Source organism: Nonomuraea guangzhouensis, from assembly GCF_019396345.1.
Classification (GTDB): Bacteria; Actinomycetota; Actinomycetes; order Streptosporangiales; family Streptosporangiaceae; genus Nonomuraea; species Nonomuraea guangzhouensis.
Map to the genome: position 1 here is coordinate 661,095 of NZ_JAHKRM010000001.1, position 25,725 is coordinate 686,819.

Consider the following 25,725-nt stretch of genomic DNA (forward strand, 5'->3'; position numbering starts at 1 on the left):
GCGCCGCATCTCGGGCACTGGGTGAGATTGCCAGCGTCGGCTCCACATCGCCCACATAGCTGACCGGACCCCGATTCATCCACCAATGCACCCCTCCCGGAATAATCCCGAAAAAATGGGACAAATGCTTAATTCGCGTTATTCTCCGCTTGCCAGCATTCCGAAAGAGACTATTTGATAACGAGGCATCTCCGAGACATTCGCCAACTATAGGCTCACCTCCACGCACGAATGACGGGAGGCGGCCACGATGCTCGACAGCCCCGGAGCGGATTCCCTGCATGCGCGAACGCGGAATATGAATTCTTCTCGCATGAGCAATGTGACGAGATACCTCTGTGCCGCCGCCTACCTGGACAGCGGTTTCCGCGATAAGGTGCTGGCCGAACTGCTGTTTGACCAGTTTCGGGCGATCCCTCCCTCGTACGGGGGATTCGACCTCATGCCGGTGATCTACCACTGCCGGCGCTCTCGCATGATGCTCGTGGTCCGCGACGCCCTAATTACCGGATTTTTCGTCATCGGTTGTTTCATGGCGCCTCTGAGCACTTTCGGATGGCTGTGGACCCTTGTCCCCTTCGCCCTTCTCACCGTGGACGGGATCCGGCGCGGGCCGCTGATCGTACGGGCGCTGATCTGGTTCTGGGCCTGCTATTCGGTCTTCTCGCTGATCTTTCTGGCCATCATGACCGCGCTCATTCCGGCGGCGGCGTACCTGTTCGCCTCAGGACTGCCGTTCTCCGGCCTGTACGGAAGCGGGAGCACCGGCTCCGTCCTGCAGCAGTTCCTCATTCCGGTCGTCACGCTCGGCATCGCGCTCGTGTACCGGATCGCGATCTACCTGACGCTCGTCGGCAGCCTCAAGCCGGGCGCGCCCGAACCGATCATCGCGACCACGCACCCCAGGCTGGCCCGCCGCCTCGACTACATCCGCAGGGCCCAGTGGGGCAACGTCACGATGTACGCGAACGAGGACGCGTTCATGGGCGCCGGCCGGATCCAGCGCAACTGGTCCATCGCCGTCGAGCTCGACCGCGTACGCGAGAGCCACAAGCCGTCGCGGCGGGCGGACCCCGTCGACATCGACCCGGTGGAGCTGCACGCCTTCGTCCGCGGGCGCCTCATCGAGATGCGTGACCGCGTACTCCGGCCCAACGAGGGCATCCAGCGGCTCGACATCGGCGATCACGTGGTGACGCGCGGGATCTTCACGGTGGCCGACGGGCAGCGCGACCGGGCGGCCGGGGCGCACCCGATGATCGACAGGAACGGCCTGCCCCGGTTCCAGGCCACCGCCGAGGAGATCGCGGCGATCGCCCGCCATCCGCAGGGCGGCGTCCGCTACTACCAGCGCGTGACGATCAACAACGCCGGCCAGGAGATCCGCGACCTCGACGGCAACCTGGTCGCGCCCGCCGAGGACCAGGAGGCGCTGACCTCCGCGTTCATCTACCTGGCCGTCGAAGGCCGGATGCTCTACACGCAGTTCGTGGTCACCGTGCTCCCTCCGGCCCACGACCACTATCACGTGGTCGACAGCCTCCCCACCATGACCAGCGGGCGGGTCACCTGGGAGGCGCTCAAGGTGCTGAAGCTCCAGTTGCTGCGTGACGTGCTGGCCGCTCCCGTGCGGGTCGTCCGTACGGCCGTGGAGTCCGTACGCCAGAGCGCGATGACGCCGAACCCGCGCGACCACATCGTCTATCCCTACGGCGCCCGCCTCAGCGTCCGCGAGCTGGGCGCCAGCGAGAGCCTCCAGACCCACATCCAGGTGCTCGACGTCGGAAAGTACATCAAGATGATCGAGCAGCGGCTCACCGAGGCGGTCCTCGACTTCCTGGAGGAACGGAAGGTGGAGACCGGCGCCTACCGGATGCAGGCGGCCGGCATCACCGTGTCAGCCGGCAACGGCGGCACGGTGAACGTGCCGATGGCCTTCGGGGAACACGCGTCGGCGACGGTCAACGGCCTCCGGCCAGGCACATGACGAGCAGGGAGCTTCCCATGGGAACCGAACCCAACATCCGCATCACCGGCGGCAACGTCAACGCTCCCATCGCGATGGGCACGCACGCCCGCGCCACCGTGAACACCTTCGGTTCACCGGCGACGGAGCAGCTCCTGGACCAGTTGGACAGGCTGCTCGGCGAGCACGAGACGACCGTGGACGAGCCGGCGAAGGCACGCAGGGACGCGGCCGACCTCCGGCGCGAGCTGGCGGAGCCCGAACCGGACAAGTCACGCATCCTCGATGCGCTGAAACGGCTCTCGCTCAGGGCGGCCGAGGTGTCGGTCATCGTCGAGGTCATCGGCAAGATCCGCGACCTCTGGGCGTAGGTGCCGCTTTGAGTACGGGGCTACTCAGGCCGGCGACCCTTTGCCCGGCCACCATCAAGGACATCTGACTCAGCACGGGAGGCCTCGATGAGCGCCATTTTCGGAGAGACCCTGAGTTTCGCGCAGGCGGACGGCGACGAGGTGCGGCTCGTCGTCTTCGGGGACGAGCACTACGCCCGCTATGAGACCGTCGACGGTTACACGGCCGTCTACGACACCTCGGCCGGTGTCTATTGCTACGCGAACGTCGAGGATGGGCGGTTCCGGTCCACCGGGGTCCGGGTCGACTCCTACGACGCGCCCGACGGGGTGCCCCGGCACCTGCGCGAGCGGGGCACGGTCATGGCGGCGGCGCGGGATGTCGCGATGACGCAGGGACCGGCGGGCGGGCTGCTGGAGGGCCGCCGGCTCAGCGTGGGGACGGTACGCGGGCTCACCATCCTCGTGGACTTCCCCGACCAGCCGACCACGGTCACCAAAGCGCAGGTGGACGCGCTGCTCAACGCGCCCGGCTACCGGGAGAACGGCAACGCGTGCTCGGTCAACGAGTATTTCGCCACCATGTCGAACGGGCTCCTGCAGTACACCAACGACGTCGTCGGCCCGTTCCGGATGAGCCGCGACATCACGGTGTACGCCGACCCGCGCAACCACGACCTGCTCGTCCCCGAAGCGCTCCAGGCGGCCGTGGACTCGGGCATCGACCTCAGCCGCTACGACTCGCTCGGCCAGAGCGTCGTCGACGCGGTGATCATCATGTACGCCGGGAAGACCCAGTACATCCGCGACAGCATCCTGTGGCCGCACAACAGCGTCCACGAGCAGGTCTTCGGCAACATGCGCACCCATTTCTACATGGTGACGAGCATGGGGGAAGGGCCGGAGCAGCTCACCATCGGCACGTTCTGCCACGAATCCGGGCACATGCTCTGCCGCTTTCCCGACCTGTACGACTACGGCCGCCGCGACGGCGACGACTTCACCAGCGCGGGCCTGGGCCGCTACTGCCTGATGAGCTCCGGCAACCATCTGAACGGCGGCAAGACCCCCGCCGCGATCAACGCCTACCTGCGTGAGCTGGCCGGCTGGTGTCCGGACAAGATCGACCTCAACGCGGGCGGCGCGTTCGAGGCCAGGCACGCGGACTACGGCAAAGTGTTCCGCTACACCACGCCGCAGCCGGAGGAGTACTTCCTGGTGGAGAACCGGTCCAAGCTCGGCCTGGACCTGCACCTGCCGGCGAGCGGACTGGCCGTGTACCACTGCGACACCCGGGGCTCCAACGAGCTGCAGGACGGAACCCCGCTGCGGCACTTCCAGATCGGGCTGCTCCAGGCCGACGGCCACCTCGACCTGGAGAACAACCTCAACGCGGGCGACAGCCGCGACCTGTACAGCGGGGTCGACGGCACGGCCCTGTCGCACTCGACGGTCCCCGCGAGCCTGATGTGGAATGGCGCGGAGTCGGGGCTGACCCTCTCGGCGATCGGCGAGCCCGGCGCGACCATCCGCTTCAAGGCCGGGCCGGTGGGGGTCAACGGCGCGGGTGTCAGCGGGATCTCCAAGCCGGCCTTGCGCATCCCCGACAGCGACCCGCACGGTGTCGCCGACACGATCACGGTCGAGGCCGAAGGCACCGTCCGCACCCTGAAGATCCTCATCGACCTCGACCACACCCACCCCGAGGACCTGCGGATCGTCCTGCACTCCCCCACCGGGCGGCGGGTCGTCCTGTCGCATCGGGAGGAACTGGACACCTCGAAGCTGCTGGAGTACAAGACCGAACCACCGTCCGTGGTCACACCCCTCGTGGGCCAGCCTGCGGGAGGCGGCTGGACCCTGCGGGTCAGCGACCTCGCTCCCTCACACGCCACGGCCGGTATCCTCAGCGCCTGGCGACTGGACATCGTCACCGGCACCTGACCGACCCTGCCGAGCATGGTGCAGGTGGGACGGCAGCCCGCCGCGTGCGGAAGTGGCCGTCCTGTGTCCCGGCGGGCGCCTGGTCGCGCTCAAAAGAGCGTGCGGCCTGGTACGGCGAGCCGTACCAGGCCGCACGAGCCGGTCAGAAGTCGTCCGGAGTGCGGACTCTGTCGCGGACCCAGACGCCGGCCGCCTTGAGGCGGGAGGTGCCGGTGAAGGGGCCGTTCGGGCAGGTGCCTTCGGTGAAGACGGCGCCGGAGCGCTCGTCGTCGGAGTAGTTCCAGTTCGTCCAGCTGATCTTCTTCTGGGCCATCAGGTCGAGGTACTGCTGCGACCTGGTGAAGTTGTTCGACCCGTCACCGGAGGAGGTCTGGGTGCCGAACTCGGTGACGAACATCGGGATCTTGTCGGCGGCCCTCGACAGCGTGTTGAGGTATTCGGTGCCGTGGGAAGCCGCGTAGAAGTGGAAGGTGTACATGATGTTGGTCGCGCTGACCGGGTTGTTGACGACCTCGGTCTCGCTCGCGCCGTCGGACACACCGAGGGAGGACCAGGCGCGGGTGCCGACCAGGATCGGGGTGTCGGGGTCGTACTGCCTGATGACGGGGATGAGCTGGTTGGCGTAGCTCCGGATCGTGGACCAGGAGACGCCGCTGGGCTCGTTGGCGATCTCGTACAGCAGGTTGTTCTTGCCGTTGTGCCGCTGGGCGATCTCGGTGAAGAACGTCTTGGCCCTGGCCAGGTTGTAGTTGGGGTCGCCGGGGGTGAGCATGTGCCAGTCGACGATCGCGTACATGCCTCTGGCGGTGGCCTGCTCGATCAGGTTGTGCACCCGGTCGGTGAACAGCCGGGGGTTCGTCTCGTAGCCGTCCTCCTGGATGTACATGGAGATGCGGAGCACGTCGGCCTTCCAGTCGTCGGCCAGCGCGTTCAGTGACGCGGTGTTGAGGCACTGGTAGTACCACTGCAGGCCGTGCGAGCTCATGCCGCGGAGCTGGATCTCCTTGCCGTGCTCGTTGCAGAGCCGAACGCCGCAGACGTGCAGTTGGCCGTTGGCCGCGACGGGGGTGCCGGCGCCGGCCGGCTGGGTGGTGGCCGTGACGGTGGCGCTGCGGTCCGACTCGTTGTCCGACGGGTCGCGGGCGGTGACCGTGTAGGTGTGCGTGCTGCTGGCCGCCAGGCCGGTGATCTGGGCGGTGGCTCCTGGCACGGTGGCCACGACGGTGTCGCCCTCGCGTACCCGGTAGTCCTTGATGGTGCCGCTGTTGTCCGTGGCGGCGTCCCAGGCCAGGCTGATGGAGCCGGACGTGGTGCCCGTGGCGCGCGGGTTGGCCGGCACGGTCGGCTTCTCCGTGTCGGGTGGTCCGATGACTGAGGCGCTCAGCCGGTCGAGGTTGGGCCCGCCGTTCGCCGTGGTGGAGGTGGCGCGGACGGTGTTGGCGCCAGCGTTGAGCGCCGCCGGGACCGTGACCTCCTGCCAGGTCGTCCAGGCGCCGGTGCCCGGGAAGTCCCGGTTCACGGTCGTTCCGTTGACCGCGATGGCCATCGGCCGGTTCACGGTGGTGCCGTTGGCGAAGCGGAAGGCCAGCGTGGCGTTGCCCGCCGTGGCCGCGTTCACGGTGAACTCGACGTACGAGCCGACGACGTTGTCGAGGTTGACGAAGCCCGTCCCGGTGAACCCGGCGTGGTTCGACTCGACCACGCCCTGCGAGATCGTGGCGTCCTCCGCCTGGTAGTCGTTCGACGGCGCGGCGACGTCGGCCTCGATGTAGTCGAGGTTGGGCCCGCCGTTGGCGGTCGTCGCCGTGGCCCGGACCGTGTTGGCGCCCGCGTTGACCGGCGCGGTGATCGTGACGTCCTGCCAGGTCGTCCACGCGCCGGTGCCCGGGAAGTCCCGGTTGACGGTGGTGCCGTTGACCGCGATGGACATTGGGCGGTTGACGGTGGTGCCGTTGGCGAAGCGCAGCGTGATGGAGGCGGTGCCCGCGCTCGCGGCGTTGATGGTGGTCTCGACGTAGCTGCCGGTCAGATTGTCGTAGTTGACGAAGCCGGTACCGCTGTATCCGGCATGGTTGGACTCGACCACACCCTGGGAGATCGTGGCGCTCTCGGCCTCATACCTGGTGGGGGCGGCCTGGGCGGGAACGGCGGGTAAGAGGGCGACGACGATCGCGGCCAGTGCGACGAGCCGTATGGATCGATGCATCGGGGGGTGCTCCTACTCGTTCATTAGGAAAGTTAACTAACGAGTATGTGTGAGCATAGATAGGATGTCTTCTCGCGAGAAGGCCCAAATCTGACCGGCCTCGTCAATAGGCGATGCCGTCCGATGGCACCCGCGTCCGCGTCCTGGCCGGTGTCATAGGACCGGCCAGGACGCGGGCTCCGTCACCAGGGCGCGGTGCAGATGGCGCGGCTGCCGGGCACGCCCCTCGGTGCCCCACAGGCGCGGAACTGCAGGTTCGGATCGCTTGAGGTGCGTGCGGCGGGCGTGGTCACGAGGTCCCCGTCCCATCGCGCCTCGAACGGACCGCAGTAGCCCCAGGTGCGGCCCCCGTCGCTGGTCACGTCGAGGGTGACCCAGTCGCCCTTCTTGGCGCCGGACAGCTGCGCCCAGCCGTGCTGGATGCCCTGGATCTTGCCGTACATGAGGTTGAACTGCGGCCGCGTGCCGTTCCAGCGGACCATGCGGGCAGACTTCGGGTCGTTTCCGGTGAAGTGCCACCAGCCGCCGCAGTCGATGGGATCGGCCGCGGCCACCGCCGTATCGGCGGACGCGCTGGGGGTGGACATGAGCGCGCCGGCGAGTACGAAGGCCGACGCCACGACCATCCCGAGATTTCTTTTGCGCATCTTTCTCCCCCTTGAATGCGTGAAATTTCTGACCCCTGCGGTCATCACGCTAAACAAGGGCACTGTCGTCATCCTTTCGCCTACCTGTCGCCCGCACGAAAGCGCCGAATTAAGGATGGGCATGAAGCCGGTCTCCGGGCAGGATGTATTTCCATACCCGCGGAAACCGTCCTCCTTTGTTGCAGGGTGGAGATTGCGAACGGGGTGATCGCGCCATTGGGGATGGCGCGTCATGCCGCCGGGAGATCGCGGAGAGGTCCACGGATGGAAACGGGTACGGGGATCCGGTTCAGTGTGCTGGGACCATTGGAGATGACACGGAACGGCGGGCCGGTACGGCTCTCCGCGGCCAAGCAGCGCATCGCGCTGGCGACGCTGCTGGTGAACGCCAACCACCACGTGTCACTGGACAAGCTCATCGAGTACATGTGGGGCGACAAAGCGCCCAAACAGGCGCGCGGGGCGCTGCACACCCACATGACCAGGCTGCGCCGGGTGCTGGACGGCGGCGTCGACGGCCCGCCGCTGATCGAGACCCTGGGGGCGGGTTACGTGCTGCGGGCCGACGCCGGCAGCCTCGACATGGAGCGGTTCCGCGAGCTCGCCGTACAGGCGGCGCGGGCGGGGCGCGCGGGCGACCGGTCGGGAGAGTCCGGCCTGCTGCGCGAGGCGCTCGGGTTGTGGCGGGGCCCGGCGCTGGTCGACGTCCTGTCGGAGTCGCTGCACCGCGACGAGGTGTCCCGGCTGGAAGAGGAGCGGATGCGGCTGCTGGAGCGCTGGTTCGATCTCGGGCTGCGTACGGGCCGCCACGAGGAGATCATCGCGGACCTCAAGGCCGCCACGACCGAGCACCCGCTGCGTGAGCGGCTGTGGGAGCAGCTGATGCTGGCCCTGCATCTGGCCGAGCGCCGGGCCGAAGCGCTCGAGGTCTACCGTCACGTCGCCGGCCTGCTGCGCGAGGAGCTCGGCATCGACCCCGGCCACGAGCTGCGCCGTCTCCACCAGGCCGTGCTGAACGGCGAGCCCACGCCGGCCGGGCTGACGCGCGAGCCCACGCAGGCCGTGCCAGGAGACGAACCCGCGTCGGCGCCGCCCGCGCCCGAGGTTCCTCCCCCGCCGTCGGTGCCGCGCCAGTTGCCGTCCGACATCGCCCGGTTCACCGGCCGCCACGCGGACCTGGCGAAGCTGTACGAGCTGCTTCCGGAAGAGGGGCACAACCGGCCCATCGTCATCGCGGCGATCGGTGGCACCGGCGGCGTGGGCAAGACCGCGCTGGCCGTGCACTGGGCCCACGAGGTTCGGGACCGGTTCCCCGACGGGCAGCTCCATGTCGACCTGCGCGGGTTCGGGCCCGGCGAGCCGATGGCGCCCGCCACCGCGCTGGAGATGATGCTGCGGTCCCTGCACGTACCCGCCGACCAGATCCCCGCCGAGGTCGAGGCCCGCTCCGCGCTGCTGCGCAGCACGCTGGCCGGGCGGCGCGTGCTGGTGCTGCTGGACAACGCCCGGAACACCGCCCAGGTACGGCCGCTGCTACCCGGCTCGGACTGTCTGGTGCTGGTGACCAGCCGTACCCGCCTGGCCGGGCTGGCCGTACACGATGACGCGCGGCACGTGTTCCTGCGCAGGCTGCGCGAGGCGGAGTCGCAGACGCTCCTGGGCAAGATCCTCGGGGCCGGGCGCGTGTCCGCCGAGGCCGAGGCCGCGGCCGAGCTGGCCCGGCTCTGCGCCCACCTCCCGCTGGCGCTGGCGATCAGCGCCGAGCACGTCACCCGGCGGCCCGGCGCGCAGCTGGCGGACCTGGTCGCCCAGTTGCGGGACAAGCGGTCCCGGCTCGATCTGCTCGGCGTGGACGAGGATCCGCAGATGAGCCTGCGGGCCGTGTTCTCGTGGTCGTACCAGGCGCTCGACCCGCGGGCGGCGCGGGCGTTCCGGCTGCTCGGCCTGCACCGGGGGCGCGCGTTCGGGGTGGGCGCCGCCGCCGCGCTGATCGGCGTGCCGCCTGTCGAGGCTCAGCGGCTGCTCGAGATCCTGACCGATCGGTGCCTGCTGGAGACCGGCGCCCGCGACCGGTATCGCATGCATGACCTGATGCGGGTCTACGCCACCGAACTGGTCGAGGCCGAGGAGTCCGAGGCCGACCGGCTGGCCGCGGTCCAGCGCCTGCTGTCGTGGTACCTGCACACCGTCGACCGGGCCGATCAGGTGCTCAACCCCCAGCACCAGCAGCTCCCGCTCCCCCCGCTCGCGCCGTCGTGCGAGCCGTACACGTTCTCCGGCCACGAGGACGCGCTGCTCTGGCTCGAGACCGAGCACGCCAATCTCATGGCCGCCGTACGGCAGGCGTTCGAGCTCGGCCAGTACACCCTGGCCTGGCGGCTGCCGTGCGCGCTGTGGAGCTTCTTCAACCTGCGCAAGCACTGGGACTCCTGGATCGCCAGCCACGAGATCGGGCTGGAGGCGGCGCTGCTGCTGGGCGACGCGCACGCCGAGGCCCCGGTCCGCACCAGCCTGGCGGTGGCTTTCTGGGACCGGCGGCAGTTCAAGGACGCGCTCCCGCACGCCGAGCTCGCGCTGGCGCTCCAGCGCGAGCTCGGCGACCGCTGGGGCGAGGGCAACGCGCTGAACACCCTCGGCCTGGTGCATGTCGACCTGGACTCGCCGGAGCAGGCCGTCGCGTGCCACCGCCAGGCGCTGGCCATCTTCACCGACCTCGGCTACCCCTGGGGGCAGGGCATCGCCTCGGCCGGAATCGGCCGGGCCCTGATCCGTCTCCACCAGCCGCGTACGGCCCTCCAGCACCATCTTTCGGCACTCGCCGCGTTCCGCGCGATCGGCAACCTCTGGGGCGAGGGCATCGCGCTGACCGACATGTGCACCACGTACGCCGCGCTGGGCGACCACGAGGAGACGATCCGCTGGTGCTACCGCTCGCTCGACCGCTGCCGTGAGATCGGCGACCGCAACACCGAGGCCCGCACCCTGCACATCCTCGGCCAGGCGCTGGCGGCGACCGGCTGCCCGGTGTCGGCGATCGAGACCTGGCAGCAGGCCCTGACCATCTTCGACCACCTGGCCGACAGCCAGGCGGCACGGGTACGCGCCAGCATCGCCGAACTGGAGGCGAGCGCGGGCCTCATCCTCGAAGCGGACCCCACCCCCTCAGCCTGTTGACCGCCGCCCCCAGGTCAGGTGGCTGGGCGGAAGGAGCTGTCGGCGCGGAACAACGTCGTGTCCTCCGCCTTGTCCAGGCGGAGGACGTTGTCACGATGACGGATGAACCGTCCCGGGTAGTTGACCGACTCCAGCCGCACCGAACCGTCCGCCGTACCCGGGCGGGCGTGGAAGGTCGTGTCCCGCTTGAACAGCGCGGTGCCGTCGTTGGTGTCGAACCGGACCAGGAAGTCCTTGTGCCGCAGGTAGCGGCCCTCGGAGTCGACGAAGGAGTAACCCTTGGCGTCGGACAGGCCGGGCACGATCCGCAGCGTGAGCGCGGTCGCCCCGATCCGGCCGGTGGCTTGGATATATGCCTTCGGGTAGTTGACCGACTCGAAGGTCCGCGAAACGCCCGTCGGCAGCAGCCCGCCTCCGCCTCCGCTCGTGGCCGTGGCCCGGGTGAAGGTCAGGGCGCCGAAGCCGAGGTGGTCGTACTTGGCGCCGCCGTAGTCGCCGCCTCCCCCTTCGGGGGCGACCCGCTTGCTGTACGCCTCGAGGTAGGGCACCGCCAGCCCGCGGCGGACCCCGTAGTGGTTGTACAGCACCGCCCAGATCGGGTCGTTCGCGCCGCGCCCCGCCGTGGAGGCCTCGGTCTGCTCGCGGGGTGCGCACTTCTGTCCGGTCCCCCACTTGTACGTGGTGAACGGCACGGTCTCGCCGAGGTTGTACTTGGCGACGTACTGGGCGCCCTTCATGAACCGGTTGTCGGCGTAGCCGTACAGGTCGATGCCCTGGTTCCAGGCCATCTCGCACAGCACGCCCATCAACCCGATGCCCAGACTGGAGTGGCCCTGGTCGCGACCGCTCTCCTGCCACTGGCCGAGACCGCCGGGGTGCAGGAACGGCACCGCGTTCATGATGGCGCCGTTGCCCTTGCCGTGCTTGAAGTACTCCACGGCCTGGCCGACCTTGGCCTGGTCGTCGCAGAGGACGCCGATGGCCAGGATGGAGGCCATGCTGCACAGGTCCCAGTTGGCCCAGTAGTTGGTGATGCAGGCGTCGTTGTGCCCCTTCAGGAACTGGTCGTTCAGCGGGTAGAAGACCGTGAGCATCATCTTCTTGAAGCGGTCGAGGTCGAATCCGGGGTAGCCGCGCATGATCTCGCCGACGTTGGCCAGCTGCCAGCCCTGGATCCCGGCCGCGAGGAAGCGGTCGGCGTTGCCCGTCACCGCCTTCAGCGCGGCCGACCAGGCGTTGAGGGTGTCGCGGGCGGCGTCGCCGTGGGCCTTCTCGCCGCTGATCTTCCAGCGCAGCGCGTTCTGGTAGGCGGCGGCCACGTCGATGGCGAGCTGCACATGGTTCGCGCCCGTACCGCCTCTGACGACCGTCTCGAGCGGACGGGGCTTCCAGGTGCTCTTGGAGCGGCCGTTGGCCACCAGCTTGTCCCAGCCCGCCTTCCACGGCTGGGATCCGGCGTTCACCTGGGCCCGCATCCGGTCGAAATCCGCCTGCGTGTGCAGCAGACCGGGGTGCTTGAGCGCCGCGGCGGAGGAGAGGGCGGCGGGCAGCGCGGGCAGTACGGCGGCGCCCGCACCCATGGTCACGGCCGCCTTCAGCAGGCTCCGGCGGGAGGGCTGCGTGGTCATGGAGGTCCTTTCACAGGGGTCACTCTTGTCACAGGAGACGCACGCGGCCGCCGGAGATAACAGAAATTCTCACGACACCGAGACCCGGCTGCGCTGGGGCACCTGGGCGGGGTCGGCGGGCCGCGCCCTCGTGAGGTACTGCGGGACGGGGGCGCGGTCGTCGCCGGTGTCGCGGGTCAGGCCGTAGCGGACGATCCCCTTGGCGGGGTCGAGCCCGGTGGAGATGTCCCCCCAGACCTCGCTCCAGGTCCTGGGCGCCACGCTGAGGTCGATGTCCGTGCCGCTCTCGTTGTTGTGGAAGGTGACCTGGCCGTTCAGGTAGTAGAACTCGTTCTGCCACATCTGCTGCTGACCGCGCGGCAGCCGGACGAAGCCGACCTCCGGGGCGCCCATCCAGGTGACGCCCGGCGCCTGCTCGTCGTCCATCCGCCGCCCGCCGCCCGAGGCGACGTGGAACAGCTTGCCCTTCAGCCCGGTCCAGGTGGCGGGCCGGAAGTCGCCGATCCGGCTGCGGTAGAGGATGCCCCACCGGACTTCGAGATAGCCCTTGCCGGTGATGGTGATGTAGTCGCCCCGGTGCGTCATCTGCGGGGCGCCGCCGTACCTGGAGTAGCCGTGCTTCCCGCCGATGGCCAGCGTGCCGGCGGCGCGCCGGGGCAGCGGGGCGGGGCGCCGGTTCTTGGGCGGCGCCTGGTCCGCCGCGTCGATGATGCGCCCGTACGGGCTGACCAGGCGGGTCTTCGTCTTCGTCGGCGTCTTTGTCGGCGTCGGCGTCGGCGTCGGCGTCGGCGAGGGGCGGGTCGGGCGTGGGGAGGACGCGGGTAGGGAGGTGGCGATCACCGGTGCGGCCCGGTTGGGCTGCGGCTCGGGCCGCAGGTTCTGGACGACCACCGCGCCGCCGGCGATCAGCGCGGTGCTGACGGCGACGATCGCGACGGGCTTCACGGCCAACGACGAACCCGCCGCACCGGCCGCCACCTTGCCCTTGGCGATCAGGCCGCCCTTCAGCGCCGGTACGGCGGCCGTCCGCGCCAGCTCCAGCAGCCCCACCGCGACACCCGCCGGGATGGCCACCAGGCCCAGCCCGGCCAGCAGCCGGTCGGCCGGGATCAGGTCCGACAACTGATCCGTACAGGTCTGGCACTCCCGTACGTGCCGCGACAGCCGCTTGCGCCAGAGGGGCGACGGCGTACCGTTCCAGCCGTCGGCCACGTACACCAGCCCGGGGCAGCGCGGCTGGGCCGAGAGCGCGCGCACCACCGCGCGGGACGACTCCAGCCGCTGCTTGACCCGCTGCACGCGGACGGCGGCGTGTTTCTCGGTCAGGTCCAGCCCGGCGGCCAACTCGGCCCGGGTGAGCTCGTCCGCGACCTCCAGCCACCACAGCGCCAGCACCTCGCGGTCGTCGCCGTCGAGCCAGCGACCGGCCTCCGCGGTCTCCTTGCGCTGCCCGGACAGGCCGAGCCGGGTCACGGTGAGACCCGCGAAGTCGGCACTGGCGTCGGCCATGCCCAGCACCTCGTCGAGGGCGGCGGAAGTGCCGGCGGTGGCCCGCCGCCACTCCCGCACCTGGTTCATGGTGATGGCGACCAGCCAGGATCGGAAGCTCCTGGGGTCACGCAGCCCGGACACCCCGGTCACGACCCTGGCCATCGTCTCCTGCACGACGTCGTCCACGTCCGGATGGCCGTTCATGGCGCGCCCGGCGATGTTGTACACGAGCTGCAGATGGCTCCTGACCAGCTCGTCGACCGCTCCGTGATCGCCCGCCCCGGCCGCCAGCACCGTTTCGACCTCGTACGTCGACCGCGCGTACATCCATCACCCCGATCCGGAGCCTCCGATGCTCCGACCAGGAGACGGGAACATCACCACTGAAATAACAGAAAACAGTGATTGTTCCAGTTTGTCGCTTATATGGACATCACGGATGGTGTGTCGCTGAAGATCACATCCCTTCGGGATATGGGCCCCACACCGGTATGGCCTGCGCCAGGATGGCGTCGATCGTGCGCAGGTCGGCCTCGGAGAGCTGGATGCCGGCCGCCGGAGTGGTGCCGTCCAGTTGGGCGGGCCGGCGTGCGCCCACGATGGCGACGTGGACGGCGGGATTGGCCAGCGTCCAGGCGAGCGCCAACTGCGGCAGGCTGATGCCCCGCTCCCGCGCCGCCTGCTCCAGCCGCCGCACCACGGCCAGGTTCTTGCTGAAGGCCTCGCCGGTGAAGTCGGGACTCTTGCCGCGCCAGTCGTCGGCGTCGAAGCTGGTGAACTCGGTCAACCGGCCGGACAGCAGTCCGTGGGCCAGCGGCCCGTACACGAGCACACCGATGTCGTGCGCGGCGGCATAGGGCAGGACGGTGTCCTCGATCTCCCTGCGGAACAGGTGGTACGGCGGCTGCAGTGTCTCCACCCGGCCGAACCGGGCCAGCGCCGCCATCTGCTCGGCATCGTAGTTCGACACTCCGATGTGACGGATCTTGCCCTCCCCGACCAGTTCTTCCAGCACCCCGGCGGTCTCCTCGGGTGGGGTGTGCTGGTCGGGCCAGTGCACCTGATAGAGGTCGATGTAGTCGGTTCCGAGGTTACGCAGGCTCTCCTCGACGCTCGCGCGCAGCCACTGTCTGCCGGCGTCGCGCAGCTGGCGGTCGCCCTCCGCGCGGAGCCCGCCTTTGGTAGCGATGACCACGTCGTCGCGACATGACCGTAGGGTCTTGCCCAGCAGGCGCTCCGCGACGCCATACCCATGCGCGGTGTCGAAGAGGTTGATGCCCAGGTCCAGGGCGTGATGGATGGCGTGTTCGCTTTCCCGGAGGTCGACGGCGCCCCAGTCGCCGCTGAAAGCCCAGGTCCCGAATCCGATCACGGAGACCCGCAGACCGGTCTGTCCCAGTCGAACCTGTCGCATGCCGCTGTCCCTTCCGTCCGTCCGATGCTCTCTTAGGCGCGCCGTGTGGCGGTCATACCGTCAAGCCTCGCTCGCGGGCGGCTTCCAGGCATTGCGGGTGGCGCCCGGATGGGCTTCCAGGTGGCTGCAATCGCGGGCTACCGGCTGGCCGCAGAACCGACCATTGGACATCGTGAAATGTGCTGGATTGTCGGCAGGATTCTGGCAACTCGATAGGGTTCTCGGCCGCGTGATCGCTGGTTACACTCCGGTCGGAAACCGAGCCGCCCGACAGGGCGGCCCCTTTCAGCTCGTCACCCACCGGGGAGGGTTCAGTGATCTCTCCGGTGTGCCTCGACGCAGGGTGACCTGATGCCTCCTTGGCGGCGTGGTGAGTCCATGCGGCACCTCGATGAGGAGGTTCTTGTGTTACCCAGTCCCCGCTTATCCCGCGTGCGACGGTTGGCCGCGGTGGCCATCGGGTTGAGCATGGTGGTGGTCATGAGCCCCGCCGCGGCGCGGGCCACCCCCACGCCCTCTCCCTCGAAAGCGAAGTGGCAGGCCACTCCCGTCACCGGTGCCCAGCTCGTCGAGGGCGCCAAGTCTCCGACGGGCAAGCTGGCCAAGAGCGATCAGGCGCTGCTGCGGGTCACCTCGCCGACGCCGATCAACATCATGGTCAAGCTGGACTACGACTCGCTCGCCGCCTACCGGGGCGGGCTGCCCGGGCTGCCGGGCACCAGTCCCGCCGTCACCGGCAAGGCTCTTGACACCAGAAGTGCCGAGGCCAAGAAGTACGGCCAGCACATCGACAGCGTTGAGAAGGAGTTCCTGGGCGCGCTGGCGAGCAAGGTCCCCGGGGCCGTCGTGGGCCAGCGGGTCAGGACGGTCTATGGCGGCATCGCGCTCCGCATTCCGGGCAACAAGGTGGCCGAGGTGCTGAAGCTGCCCGGCGCGGTCGCCGTACAGGAGGACAAGCCCCAGCAGCTCCTCACCGACTCCAGCCCGCAGTTCATCGGCGCCGGCACCATCTACAGCCAGCTCGGCGGCAGCAACTCCTCGGGCAAGGGCGTGATCGTGGGCGTGCTGGACTCCGGCGCCTGGCCCGAGCACCCCTCTTTCGCCGCGCCGAGCGGCCTGCCCGCCCCCGCCCCGACCAAGGACGGCACAGCCCGGGTCTGCAACTTCGGCGACAACCCGCTGACCCCGGCCAGCGACCCCTTCACCTGCAACAACAAGCTGATCGGCGGCCAGCCGTTCCTGGAGACCTACAACGCGGTCTTCGGCGGCGAGGTCTACCCCGACAGCGCCCGTGACTCCAACGGCCACGGCACCCACACCGCCACCACGTCGGCCGGCGGCCCCGTGGCCGACGCGAACCCGCTGGGGATCAGCCGCGGCCCGATCCACGGCATAGCGCCCGCCGCCGAGGTCTCGGTCTACAAGGTGTGCGGCGCGGAGGGCTGTTTCCCGTCCGACGCGGCGCAGGCGGTGGCACGTGCCATCCTGGACGGCGTCCGGGTCATCAACTTCTCGATCTCCGGTGGCAGCGACCCGTACAGCGACCCGGTCGAGCTGGCGTTCCTCGACGCGTACGCGGCGGGCGTGCTGGTCTCGGCGTCGGCGGGCAACTCGGGGCCCGGTGCCAACACCACCGACCACCGCAGCCCGTGGGTGACCACGGTGGCCGCGTCCACGCAGACCAGAACGTTCCAGTCCACGATCACGCTGTCCGGTGGCGGCGCGACGGCGACGATCAAGGGCGCCTCCGTCACCTCGGGGATCGCCGCGCCGCTGCCCGTGGTGCTGGCGTCCGCTCCCCCGTACTCCAACGCGCTGTGCGACACCCCGGCACCGGCCGGGATCTTCACCGGGAAGATCGTCGCCTGTGAGCGCGGCCCGAACCGGGTGTTGAAGAGCTTCAACGTCAGGCAGGGCGGCGCCGCCGGGATGATCCTCTACAACGCCTTCCCGTTCGACGTCTTCACCGACGCTCACTGGATCCCGTCGGTGCACGTCGACAAGCCCGCGACCGACACCCTGCTGAGCTTCCTGACCGCGCATCCGGGCGCGACCGCGTCGTTCACCCAGGGGGTCAAGGCCAGCTGGCAGGGCGACGTGATGACGTACTTCTCCTCGCGCGGTCCCGGCGGCGACTTCCTCAAGCCGGACGTCACCGCGCCCGGACTGCACATCCTGGCGGGCATGACCCCGACTCCCGAGTCACCGCTCGAAGGGCCGCCCGGCAACCTCTACCAGGTCATCCAGGGCACCTCCATGTCGGCGCCGCACGTGACCGGCGCGGCCGCCCTCGTGTTCGCCCTGCACCCGACCTGGACACCGGGACAGGTGAAGTCGGCCCTGGAGACCACGGCCAAGACCGCCGTCACCAAGCCGGACCGCACCACCGCCGCCGACGCGTTCGACATGGGCGGCGGGCGCATCGACCTGACCAAGGCCGGTGACCCCGGACTGACCCTGGACGAGAGCGCGGCCAACTTCCTCGCCTCGGCCGCCGACCCGCTCAACCGGATCGATCTCAACCTGCCCTCGGTGAACGCGCCGACCATGCCCGGCATCATCAACGCCAAGCGCACGGTCACGAACACCACCAACAAGACACTCACCTTCACCGCCTCAGGCACGACCGTCAGCGGCGCCGACGTCACGGTGCTGCCGGCGCGCTTCACCGTCGCGCCGGGCAAGAGCGCCAAGCTGAACGTGCTCATCACCGCACCGGATCTGCCCGACGGGCAGTACTTCGGCCAGGTGAACCTCAAGCAGGTCGGCGGCTCGCGTGCGCTGCACCTGCCGGTGGCGTTCTTCCGCCAGGAAGGCATCGTGCCGGTCGACCAGACCTGCGCGCCGTCCACCATCCCGAGGAACACCGGCGAATCCACGTGTACGGTCACCGTGCACAACAACGGCCTGGCCAACGCCGAGGTGACCGCGCTCAGCACGCTCGACTCCCGCCTGCGGCTGAACAGCGTGACCGGCGCCACCAAGGTCGGCACCCAGATCGCGACGACCAAGGTGACGCTGGCCGGCCGGCAACCCGACAAGCCGACCATCGCGCCGGGCCAGGGGCCGGCCGGATATCTTCCGCTGGACGCCTTCGGCATCACCCCGACGCCGATCGGTGACGAGCAGGCAGTGAACTTCACGGTGCCCGCCTTCACCTTCGCCGGCAAGACCTACACCAGGATCGGCGTGGTCTCCAACGGCTACAGCATCGCCGGCGGCAGCAACGGCGGCGACGACATCGCGTTCCTCCCGCAGACGCTGCCCGACCCCGCGCGGCCGAACGCGGTACTCGCCTCCTACTGGACCGACCTCGACGGCACCGGCGCCCCCGGCGTCTTCGCCGGGATACTGACCGACGGCGTCAGCCGCTGGCTGGTGCTGGAGTGGCGGGTGAACACCTTCGGCACGACCAGCACCAAGGTGTTCCAGCAGTGGATCGGACTCAATGGAGTGGAGGACATCAGCTACGCCTACGACCCGGCCAACCTGCCGGGTGACGCCCCCGCCGGCGCCGGCCTGACCGTGGGTGCGGAGAACGACGAGGGTACGGCGGGCGCCCAGATCAGCGGTCCGCCCACCCAGGACCTGGTCGTCACGAGCACTCCGGGCGCGCCCGGAGGGACCCTGACGTACTCGATGAAGATCAAGGGGGTCAGTCCCGGCGTCGGCAACGTGACGACGGCCACCTCGACCCCGCAGGTCAAGGGGATCACCGTCGAAGTGGACAAGATCACCGTCCAATGACCCGATAGAGCTGCGGGCGGCCCGGCCGCCCGCGGCTCGCGGATATTGGGTCGCTGATGTCGCGCGGACTGTTCACACTGGCGGCATGGGTCGAACGGTCAGTGCATGGGTGACCTCGGGTGCGGACTACCTCGGCGTCGTCGGGCCATTCGCGGTGGACGTGCCGTGGTGGGCGGAGGTCGAGCCGGTCATCGCGTACGTACAGGGGGTGCTGGACGTCGAGGTGCTGGTGCTGCGGCTGCTGCGCGTCGACGGCGGGGAAGGCGGCCGTGACGGTCACGTCACCTACCATGTCGAGGCCCTGCGGCGGCCCGCGCCCGGGCTGCTGACCCGACGACCCATCGATGAGGCCGCACTGACCAGGCCGGAAAGGCTGCGGTCGCCGTGGGCCCGCGTGGCGGGGCTGCGGGAGGTGTTCGGCTGGGCGACGGAGCTGCTGGCCGCCGCGGGTCGGCCGGTGACCGGGCCGATCCGGCAGCGCAAAACCTGGAACCTGGCGGGGCTGTTTCTCCTGCCCACCGATCGGGGCACGGTGTGGCTGAAGACCACGCCGCACTTCGCCGCCGATGAGGGCGCCGTCATCGGCGCGTTCGCGAACCTGGACCCCGGCCTGGTGCCCACGGTCATCGCGGCCGGACCGGGCCGGGTCCTGCTCGAACACCTACCCGGCGAGGACTGCTGGGACGCCTCCGTCCAGGCCATCACCAGCGCGGTGACCCGCATGGTCGCCGCACAGTCCGCGCTCGCCGGTCCAGCCGGGCACGGCCTCGCAGGCCCAGCCGGGCACGGCCTCGCCGGTCCGGCCGGGCTCGGGTTCGCTGGTCCGGCCGGGCTCGGGCTGCGTGACCTGCGCGGGTCCGTCATCGCGGGCCAGGTCCGCGACCTGCTCGCCGGGCCGGTCGGCCGCGAGCTGACCGCCGAGGAGTTGGCCGGGGCCCACCGGCTGGTCGAACGGTGGCCCATGCTGGACGAATGCGGCCTGCCCGACACGATCGTGCACGGCGACTTCCACTCGGGCAACTGGCGCAGCGACGGCGGCCCGCCGGTGGTGGTGGACTTCGCCGACGCGCATCTCGGCAACCCGGTGCTGGACGGGGTCCGGGTCTGCGACTTCCTGCCCGAAACCAAACGGCCTGCGGCCGCCCGGGCCTGGATCGACGCCTGGACATCCCAGGTGCCGGGCTGCGATCCGGCCCGAGCGCTGTCCGTCGCCGAACCGCTGGCCCACCTGTCGTACGCCGTGCGCTACCAGGAGTTCCTGGACGGCATCGAACCGTCGGAGCGGATCTACCACCTCGGCGATCCCGCCACCGTCATCCGTGCCGCCCTACGCGTCAGACCGGCCTGGCCTCGAGCAGGCTCGCTCCCGCGCCCAGCTCGATGACCTCCACCAGCTCCAGGTCGGCCTGCTGGAACAGCGTCGCGTACTCCTCCCGGCTACGCTCCAGGGCGCCGTCGAAGATGGCCAGCATGCGCAGATCGAGATCCTTGCCCAGGTGCGGCGCGTCGTCGTCGGGCAGCGCCACCTCCAGCACCAGCACGCGCCCGCCGGGGTTCATCGCATGGCGGACATTGCGCAGAATCCGCACGGCATCGCCGTCGTCCCAGTTGTGAATGACGCTGGCCAGCAGGTAGGCGTCCGCGCCCGCCGGCACCGAGGCGAAGAAGTCACCGGCCACGGCCTCGGCCCGATCGGCCAGCCCCTCGGCGGCCAGCAGCTTTCTGGCCCCGTCCGCCACGTGGTCGAGGTCATAGAGGATGCCGCGCATGTCCGGATGGGCGTGCAGGACCGTGGCCAGAATGTGCCCCCTGCCCCCGGCGACGTCCACCAGGGTGCCCACGCCCGCGAAGTCGTACCGCTTGACCAGACCTTCCGTCAGCGGGATCGCCCTGGCGGTCATGTAGGCATCGAAGATCCTCGCCGAATCAGGATTTGTCGCCAGATACTCGTATAGCTGGCCATATTTCGCGACAAATGCTGAACTGCCGGTACGCACGGTGTCCGGCAGCCGGCCCATCGCGTACCAGAAGCCGTCCTCGCCGAGCATGCGGATCGAGGACCGGATCGAGCCGGGGACGTCGGAGCGGAGCACGGCGCCCGCGTCGGTCAGGTCGAAGCCGTCGGCACCGGCTCTGCGGACGACCCCCATGCTCGCCAGCTCACGCAGGACCCGGCGGAGCGAGGGGGCGTGTGCCCCGCACCTCTCGGCCAGTTCCTCGGTGTCGAGCGGCCCGTCCGCCAACTGGTCGGCGACGCCCAGCTCCGCCATGGTCAACAGAGCGGCGAAACGCGAAATGCCGGAAACCGCTCCCCAGAGGAGGTCGTCGGAGTGTGGCATGTTTCCCTTCCAAGAATATTGGTCACGGCGTTCGGGTGGCCTGCCGGTGCCAGACCAGCAGCTGACGTTCCGCGAGTACGAAAAGCGCGTTCACCAGGAAGCCGAGCACCCCCAGCAGGGCGATCGTCGCCCACACGCCAGGCGTGTCGAAGCTTCGCTGCATGGTAAGCAGCTGGTAGCCGATGCCGTCCGTACTGCCGAACACCTCGGAGATCACCATGAGGATCAGCGCGAGCGACAGGCTCAGCCGCAGGCCCGCGAAGATCTTGGGTGAGGCGGCGGGGATGACGACCTGGCGCAGGCGCTGCGCCCTCGACAGCCCGAAGACGATGGCGGTCTCGGTGTAGGTCCGGTCCACCGCTCTGGCCCCGTCCATCGAGTTGAGCAGCACCGGCCAGATCACCCCGAACACGATCGCGGCGAGCTGCATCTGCAATCCCGCCCGGAACACCACCAGGAACAACGGCAGCAGCAGCGGCGGCGGGATGGCTCGGCCGAACTCGATCAGCGCGTTCACGTAGTCGGCCGCCACCCGCGAGCGCCCCAGGACCACGCCCAGCACCACTCCGATGATCGAGGCCAGGATCCAGCCGGCGAACATGCGCCCCAGGCTGGGCAGGATGTTGGCCATCGCCTCGTCGGTGAGGAACAGTCGTGCGGCCGGGCCGGAGAACCACAGGTCGTACATGCGGGAGACGATCGTGGTGGGCGGCGGGAAGTCCGTGTTCTCCAGCCGTCGCGCGACCAGCTCCCAGAAGACGATGACGGCGGGGATCAGCCAGAGCCTGGCGAGCGACTTCACGACGCCGCCCCCGTCCGCGCCCGGTGCCAGCGGAACAGGCGGCGCTCCGCCGCCTGCAACGCCACGTTGGCCAGCAGGCCGAATCCGCCGGCCCAGAACGTGGCCGCCATGATGAGGTCGGTCCTGTCTCCGCTCCCGGCCTGGATCACGAAGACCCCCAGGCCCGCGGTGCCTCCGGCGAGCAGTTCGGCGCTGATGGCGATGATCAGCGCGATCCCGGCGGCGATCCGGATGCCGGTCGCGACGAAGGGCGCGGCACTGGGCAGGCTCACCCTGCCGAGCACGGCCAGCCCTCCGAATCCGAAGCTACGCAGCGAGTCCTTGGCCAGCGGGTCGACGTCGTGCATGCCGTACAACGTGTTGATCAATATCGGCCAGACGGACGCGTAGACGATGACGGAGACCTTCAGCAGCTCGTCCACCGGGATCAGCAGGATCGCCAGCGGGATGATCGCGACAGAGGGGATGGGCCGCAGGAACTCGAGCAGCGGCCGGACGGCGCGCTCCACCGGGGTGAGCGCGCCGAGCAGGACTCCCGCCGGGACGGCCACCAACACCGCGATCAGCAGGCCGAGCGCCCAGTTCGTGAGCGTCGTGAGCACTCCCTGCAGGAAGTCTCCGTCGGCCGGGAGGAGCACCGCCTGGTACAGGATGACCGAGGGCGGCGGGAAGACCACGCCGCTGCTCAGCCCGAACCGGATGACCAGCTCTCCAACGACAAGAAAGCCCGCGGCGCCGACGACGCCGCGGAGCAGTTGTGCACGTGTCATCCGTTGGACGGTGCCGCGATGATCGACTTCACGTCGAAAGGACTGCTGAGGTACTTGTAGTCGAGCATGAGATCGGCCACTTTTTGCAGCCGGGTCGCGCTCAACGCGCTCGGGTAGGTGCCCAGCGTGATGACCGAGGCGGTCTTCGCGTCGATCTTCGTGTACGTGGGCAGCATCGCCTCGATCTCCTTGCGGTTGCTCGATGCGAGGTCCTGAGCCTTGGCGACCGCCCGCTGGAAGGCGGCCAGCGTCTTCGGGTTCTTCTGCGCCCACCCGTCCGTGGCCATCCAGCCCGCCATGGGCAGGTCCTCGGTCTCACCCGTCATGGTGTCGGCCAGCTTGCGGAAGCCCGCCGCACTCTGGAGGGCGGTGATGAACGGCTCAGTGATCCAGCAGGCGTCAGCCTGACCGCTCTTCAGCGCATCGCCCATCTGGGGGAACGGCTTCTCGGCGAATTTGACGTCGGTCTCGGTGAGTCCCGCCACCTTCAGCTGCGTCGTCACGGCCAGCGTGGCGACGTTGCGGAGATTGTTGACCAGGACGGTCTTTCCCTTGAGGTCAGCGACCGTTTTGATCGGTGAATCCTTCGGAACCATGATGTTGAAGGTGTTCGGGCCGGCCTGATACATATCCGCGACCAGCTTGAGCTTCTCACCCTTGCTGACGGCCAGGAAGGTCGAGACGTAATTAGTCTGCGAGATGTCCAGCGCACCGCTCTTGACCTGCGGAATGGCCGCCGCGCCGCCGGTGATGACGACCGGCTGGACCGTCAGGCCCTCTTCCTTGAAGAAGCCCTTGGCGTTGGCGATATAGAGCGACACGGCGTCGGGAATCGGCAACGCCCCGACCTTGATTACGGTCTTCTCTAAACCCTTGCTGTTGGCCGACGAGCCAGCGGAGTCGCTGTTCCCGCCACAGGCGGTAAGGGTGAGAGCGACTGCGGCGCCGAGAACGAGGGCGCGACAGCGCAGGGTGCGGGTCATCGGGGGGTTCTCCTACCAGGGGAAGCACGTCTGGAGATGCGGCATCAGCGACACCGAGCGTGAAGCGTACCGGAGGGTAGATCAAAGCAGAAGCGCCATGTCACGCATATCCGAGTTTTTCAAGAAAAAGCAATAGATGGGGTGGATGGATGACAAGCGCCCTTTGAGTTCCGTTGATGATCTTGTGTCCGTTTTGTCATGGTTCTAGCGTTCCACGCGCCGGAATTAATCTGTTGAAAAATCAACGAACAAAATGGACCGATTGAAATCTGTGAGGCGTTGGCTAACTAGTGAGGTTCATGCTCAAATTGGGCCCAAACTTGCCTGCGAGCATTCATCAGAGTGACCAAGTCCCTGAAGCAGGCCACGCGAGAGGTTGCCACTAGTGAGGACAACGACGACCAAACATGGTCGTGTCGGGGCCCCCGCTCTGCCGGGTCAGTCCGTGGCTGACGAGAAGTCCGCCGAGCCGGTGCCCGCACCCGGTAGCGCGATGGCCCTCCGCAATTGGCGGGTGCGAACCCGTCTCATTTCTCTCATTGCCATTCCCACGCTGGTAGCCGTTATGCTGGGCGGGCTACGCGTGACCACCTCGGTCAGCAGCGCACAGCAGTATCAGCACATCAGTAACGTCAGTGCCCTTGTCGCGCAGCTCGGCGAGCTGTCCCGCGAGATGGCGCTCGAACGCGACCTCTCGGCGCAGTTCGTCGCCGCCAACAGGGCGTCGGCCGAGAAGGAGCAGCTCGAGGCCCAGCGCGGCATCGTGAACGCCAGCGTGGCGCGCACGGGCGCGGCGGCCACGGCGGCCGAGGACTCACTGTCCGATCTCGGCCGCAAGAAGCTGGCCACCGTACGCACCAGGCTGACCCAGCTCACCTCGCTGCGAGCCACGGTGTCCGGCTCGCTGCTGCCGCCGCTCCCGACGATGGAGAAATACTCCGAGGCCATCGCCGAGATGCTGCAGCTCTACGACGAGGTCACGCAGGGCTCGACGGACGAGCAGCTCATCTCCACGACCGCGGCCCTGCAGTCGATGGCCCGCTATGAGGAGGAGACCTCCAAGCTGCGGGGCTTGCTGATGATCGCGCTCGTCAGGGGGTCGTTCGAAGAACCCGAGTACAAGGCGTTCCTCGACGCCCGCTCCAGGCGTGAGAGCGCGCGCACCGCGTTCCGCACCGCGGCCACCGTCGCCCAGCGGCAGTTCTTCGACAACACGGTCGCCAGCGTGAAGGTCGGGCGGGGCGAGTTCTACATGAACAGGGCCGTCTTCCTGACCAACACGGGTCTGTCCCTGCGCCGGCTCGACACCTCGACCTCCGACGACGTCTCCCGCTGGTTCGAGTCCATCAGCGACACCGTCGACAGCGCGCACACCGTGCAGAAGGCGCTGTCGGAGCAGGTCACCACGATCAGCACCGACGTGCAGAGCAACGACCAGTACGTGGCCGTGCTCAACATCGCCCTCGTCATCACCCTGATCATCCTGGTCCTCGCCGTCACCGCCGTCATGGCCCGCTCGCTCGTCCGGCCGCTCCGGCGGCTGCGCGGAGACGCGCTCAAGGTCGCCGGCCAGACGTTGCCCGAGCTCGTGCGGCAGCTCCGCACCAGCGAGGTCAGCACGGACGACATACAGGTGCCGCCCATCGCCGTCTCGTCGAAGGACGAGATCGGGGAAGTGGCGCGGGCGTTCGACGAGGTACACCGCGAAGCCGTACGGCTGGCCGGTGAGGAGTCCAAGCTCCGTACCAACGTCAACGCGATGTTCGTCAACCTCTCCCGCCGAAGCCAGACCCTGGTCGAGCGGCAGATCACCCTCATCGACGGGCTGGAGCAGGGCGAGCAGGACGAGGGCCGGTTGGCGAACCTGTTCAAGCTGGACCACCTGGCCACCCGCATGCGGCGCAACAGTGAGAACCTCCTGGTCCTCGCCGGTCAGGACCCGCCGCGGCGCTGGAGCCAGCCGGTCAAGCTGATCGACGTGACCCGCGCCACGCTCTCGGAGGTCGAGAACTACGAGCGGGTCGTCCTGCAGGTGCCCGACGGCGTGTCCGTCGCCGGCCAGGCCGTCAACGACGTCATCCACCTGCTCGCCGAGCTGGTGGAGAACGCGCTGTCGTTCTCGCCGCGCGAGACCCGTGTGACGGTCTCCGGCAGCCGGATCGACGGCGGCGGCGTCATGCTGTCGATCACCGACTCCGGCATCGGCATGACCGTAGAGGAGCTGGGCCAGGCCAACGACCGCCTGATCGACGCGCCCATCGTGG

16 protein-coding genes are annotated in these 25,725 nt (G+C 68.9%); 7 read left to right on the forward strand and 9 right to left on the reverse strand.

Going from position 1 to position 25,725, the window contains the following annotated elements; genetic code table 11:
* The first annotated feature begins 313 nt into the window (after window positions 1–313).
* The 3 genes from KME78_RS03040 (at window position 314) to KME78_RS03050 (ending at window position 4,260) form a co-directional block, all read left to right on the forward strand.
* Window positions 314–1,987, forward strand: coding sequence for an AbeC-like domain-containing protein (locus tag KME78_RS03040; RefSeq protein ID WP_219527148.1), 1,674 nt, complete (start codon window positions 314–316; stop codon window positions 1,985–1,987).
* Between the two features lie 17 nt (window positions 1,988–2,004).
* On the forward strand, window positions 2,005–2,337 hold the full coding sequence (locus KME78_RS03045; protein ID WP_219527149.1) for a hypothetical protein: 333 nt from the start codon (window positions 2,005–2,007) through the stop codon (window positions 2,335–2,337).
* Between the two features lie 87 nt (window positions 2,338–2,424).
* On the forward strand, window positions 2,425–4,260 hold the full coding sequence (locus KME78_RS03050; protein ID WP_219527150.1) for a M6 family metalloprotease domain-containing protein: 1,836 nt from the start codon (window positions 2,425–2,427) through the stop codon (window positions 4,258–4,260).
* 142 nt (window positions 4,261–4,402) lie between these two features.
* Here KME78_RS03050 and KME78_RS66970 read toward each other — a convergent pair whose 3' ends face one another.
* Both KME78_RS66970 and KME78_RS03060 read right to left on the reverse strand, forming a co-directional pair.
* Window positions 4,403–6,466 (reverse strand): cellulase family glycosylhydrolase, encoded by a 2,064-nt coding sequence (locus KME78_RS66970; RefSeq protein WP_308126784.1) that lies wholly within the window; start codon window positions 6,464–6,466, stop codon window positions 4,403–4,405.
* A gap of 182 nt (window positions 6,467–6,648) precedes the next feature.
* Window positions 6,649–7,113: a hypothetical protein gene (locus tag KME78_RS03060; RefSeq protein ID WP_219527151.1), complete on the reverse strand. Its 465-nt coding sequence runs from the start codon at window positions 7,111–7,113 to the stop codon at window positions 6,649–6,651.
* A gap of 312 nt (window positions 7,114–7,425) precedes the next feature.
* Between KME78_RS03060 and KME78_RS03065 the strand changes: the two genes are divergently transcribed.
* A complete protein-coding gene (locus KME78_RS03065) occupies window positions 7,426–10,287 on the forward strand; it encodes an AfsR/SARP family transcriptional regulator (RefSeq protein ID WP_219527152.1) in 2,862 nt (953 codons plus the stop codon).
* Window positions 10,288–10,301: 14 nt separating this feature from the next.
* Here the strand turns inward: KME78_RS03065 and KME78_RS03070 are convergent, their stop codons facing one another.
* The 3 genes from KME78_RS03070 to KME78_RS03080 all read right to left on the reverse strand — a co-directional run bounded on the left by KME78_RS03070 (window position 10,302) and on the right by KME78_RS03080 (window position 14,820).
* Window positions 10,302–11,915, reverse strand: a complete 1,614-nt coding sequence (locus KME78_RS03070; RefSeq protein WP_219527153.1) for an AbfB domain-containing protein — start codon at window positions 11,913–11,915, stop codon at window positions 10,302–10,304.
* A gap of 69 nt (window positions 11,916–11,984) precedes the next feature.
* Complete coding sequence (locus tag KME78_RS65895; RefSeq protein ID WP_219527154.1) at window positions 11,985–13,733, reverse strand: RNA polymerase sigma factor; 1,749 nt, start codon at window positions 13,731–13,733, stop codon at window positions 11,985–11,987.
* Window positions 13,734–13,863: 130 nt separating this feature from the next.
* Window positions 13,864–14,820, reverse strand: a complete 957-nt coding sequence (locus KME78_RS03080) for an aldo/keto reductase (RefSeq protein WP_219527155.1) — start codon at window positions 14,818–14,820, stop codon at window positions 13,864–13,866.
* A 432-nt stretch (window positions 14,821–15,252) separates the two neighbouring features.
* On the opposite strand from KME78_RS03080, the gene KME78_RS65900 reads away from it, so the two are divergent.
* The gene (locus KME78_RS65900) at window positions 15,253–18,567 is read left to right on the forward strand and encodes a S8 family serine peptidase (protein WP_308126785.1); all 3,315 of its coding nucleotides are present in this window, start codon (window positions 15,253–15,255) and stop codon (window positions 18,565–18,567) included.
* Between the two features lie 85 nt (window positions 18,568–18,652).
* The gene (locus tag KME78_RS03090) at window positions 18,653–19,951 is read left to right on the forward strand and encodes an aminoglycoside phosphotransferase family protein (RefSeq protein ID WP_219527157.1); all 1,299 of its coding nucleotides are present in this window, start codon (window positions 18,653–18,655) and stop codon (window positions 19,949–19,951) included.
* On the opposite strand, the gene KME78_RS03095 is transcribed toward KME78_RS03090, so the two are convergent.
* Genes KME78_RS03095 through KME78_RS03110 form a run of 4 tightly spaced genes read right to left on the reverse strand, consistent with a single transcriptional unit; the run spans window position 19,902 to window position 23,461 of the window.
* Window positions 19,902–20,906: a methyltransferase gene (locus KME78_RS03095; RefSeq protein ID WP_219527158.1), complete on the reverse strand. Its 1,005-nt coding sequence runs from the start codon at window positions 20,904–20,906 to the stop codon at window positions 19,902–19,904. The genes KME78_RS03090 and KME78_RS03095 overlap by 50 nt on opposite strands.
* Before the next feature lie 22 nt (window positions 20,907–20,928).
* Window positions 20,929–21,708 carry an ABC transporter permease gene (locus tag KME78_RS03100; RefSeq protein WP_219527159.1) on the reverse strand — a complete coding sequence of 260 codons (780 nt, stop codon included), beginning with the start codon at window positions 21,706–21,708 and terminating at the stop codon, window positions 20,929–20,931.
* Window positions 21,705–22,478, reverse strand: a complete 774-nt coding sequence (locus KME78_RS03105) for an ABC transporter permease (RefSeq protein ID WP_219527160.1) — start codon at window positions 22,476–22,478, stop codon at window positions 21,705–21,707. Before KME78_RS03105 ends, KME78_RS03100 begins: the two co-directional genes overlap by 4 nt.
* Window positions 22,475–23,461 (reverse strand): ABC transporter substrate-binding protein, encoded by a 987-nt coding sequence (locus KME78_RS03110; protein WP_219527161.1) that lies wholly within the window; start codon window positions 23,459–23,461, stop codon window positions 22,475–22,477. The genes KME78_RS03105 and KME78_RS03110 overlap by 4 nt, the downstream gene beginning before the upstream one ends.
* Before the next feature lie 583 nt (window positions 23,462–24,044).
* On the opposite strand from KME78_RS03110, the gene KME78_RS03115 reads away from it, so the two are divergent.
* On the forward strand, window positions 24,045–25,725 hold a 1,681-nt coding region (locus KME78_RS03115; protein ID WP_219527162.1), incomplete at its 3' end, for a sensor histidine kinase.

Excerpts from the sequence above, each read along its gene's own strand:
- KME78_RS03040 (WP_219527148.1), top strand. The coding sequence starts at position 314 with ATGAGCAATGTGACGAGATACCTCTGTGCCGCCGCCTACCTGGACAGC.
- KME78_RS03045 (WP_219527149.1), top strand. The coding sequence starts at position 2,005 with ATGGGAACCGAACCCAACATCCGCATCACCGGCGGCAACGTCAACGCT.
- KME78_RS03050 (WP_219527150.1), top strand. The coding sequence starts at position 2,425 with ATGAGCGCCATTTTCGGAGAGACCCTGAGTTTCGCGCAGGCGGACGGC.
- KME78_RS66970 (WP_308126784.1), bottom strand. The coding sequence starts at position 6,466 with ATGCATCGATCCATACGGCTCGTCGCACTGGCCGCGATCGTCGTCGCC.
- KME78_RS03060 (WP_219527151.1), bottom strand. The coding sequence starts at position 7,113 with ATGCGCAAAAGAAATCTCGGGATGGTCGTGGCGTCGGCCTTCGTACTC.
- KME78_RS03065 (WP_219527152.1), top strand. The coding sequence starts at position 7,426 with ATGACACGGAACGGCGGGCCGGTACGGCTCTCCGCGGCCAAGCAGCGC.
- KME78_RS03070 (WP_219527153.1), bottom strand. The coding sequence starts at position 11,915 with ATGACCACGCAGCCCTCCCGCCGGAGCCTGCTGAAGGCGGCCGTGACC.
- KME78_RS65895 (WP_219527154.1), bottom strand. The coding sequence starts at position 13,733 with ATGTACGCGCGGTCGACGTACGAGGTCGAAACGGTGCTGGCGGCCGGG.
- KME78_RS03080 (WP_219527155.1), bottom strand. The coding sequence starts at position 14,820 with ATGCGACAGGTTCGACTGGGACAGACCGGTCTGCGGGTCTCCGTGATC.
- KME78_RS03090 (WP_219527157.1), top strand. The coding sequence starts at position 18,653 with ATGGGTCGAACGGTCAGTGCATGGGTGACCTCGGGTGCGGACTACCTC.
- KME78_RS03095 (WP_219527158.1), bottom strand. The coding sequence starts at position 20,906 with ATGCCACACTCCGACGACCTCCTCTGGGGAGCGGTTTCCGGCATTTCG.
- KME78_RS03105 (WP_219527160.1), bottom strand. The coding sequence starts at position 22,478 with ATGACACGTGCACAACTGCTCCGCGGCGTCGTCGGCGCCGCGGGCTTT.
- KME78_RS03110 (WP_219527161.1), bottom strand. The coding sequence starts at position 23,461 with ATGACCCGCACCCTGCGCTGTCGCGCCCTCGTTCTCGGCGCCGCAGTC.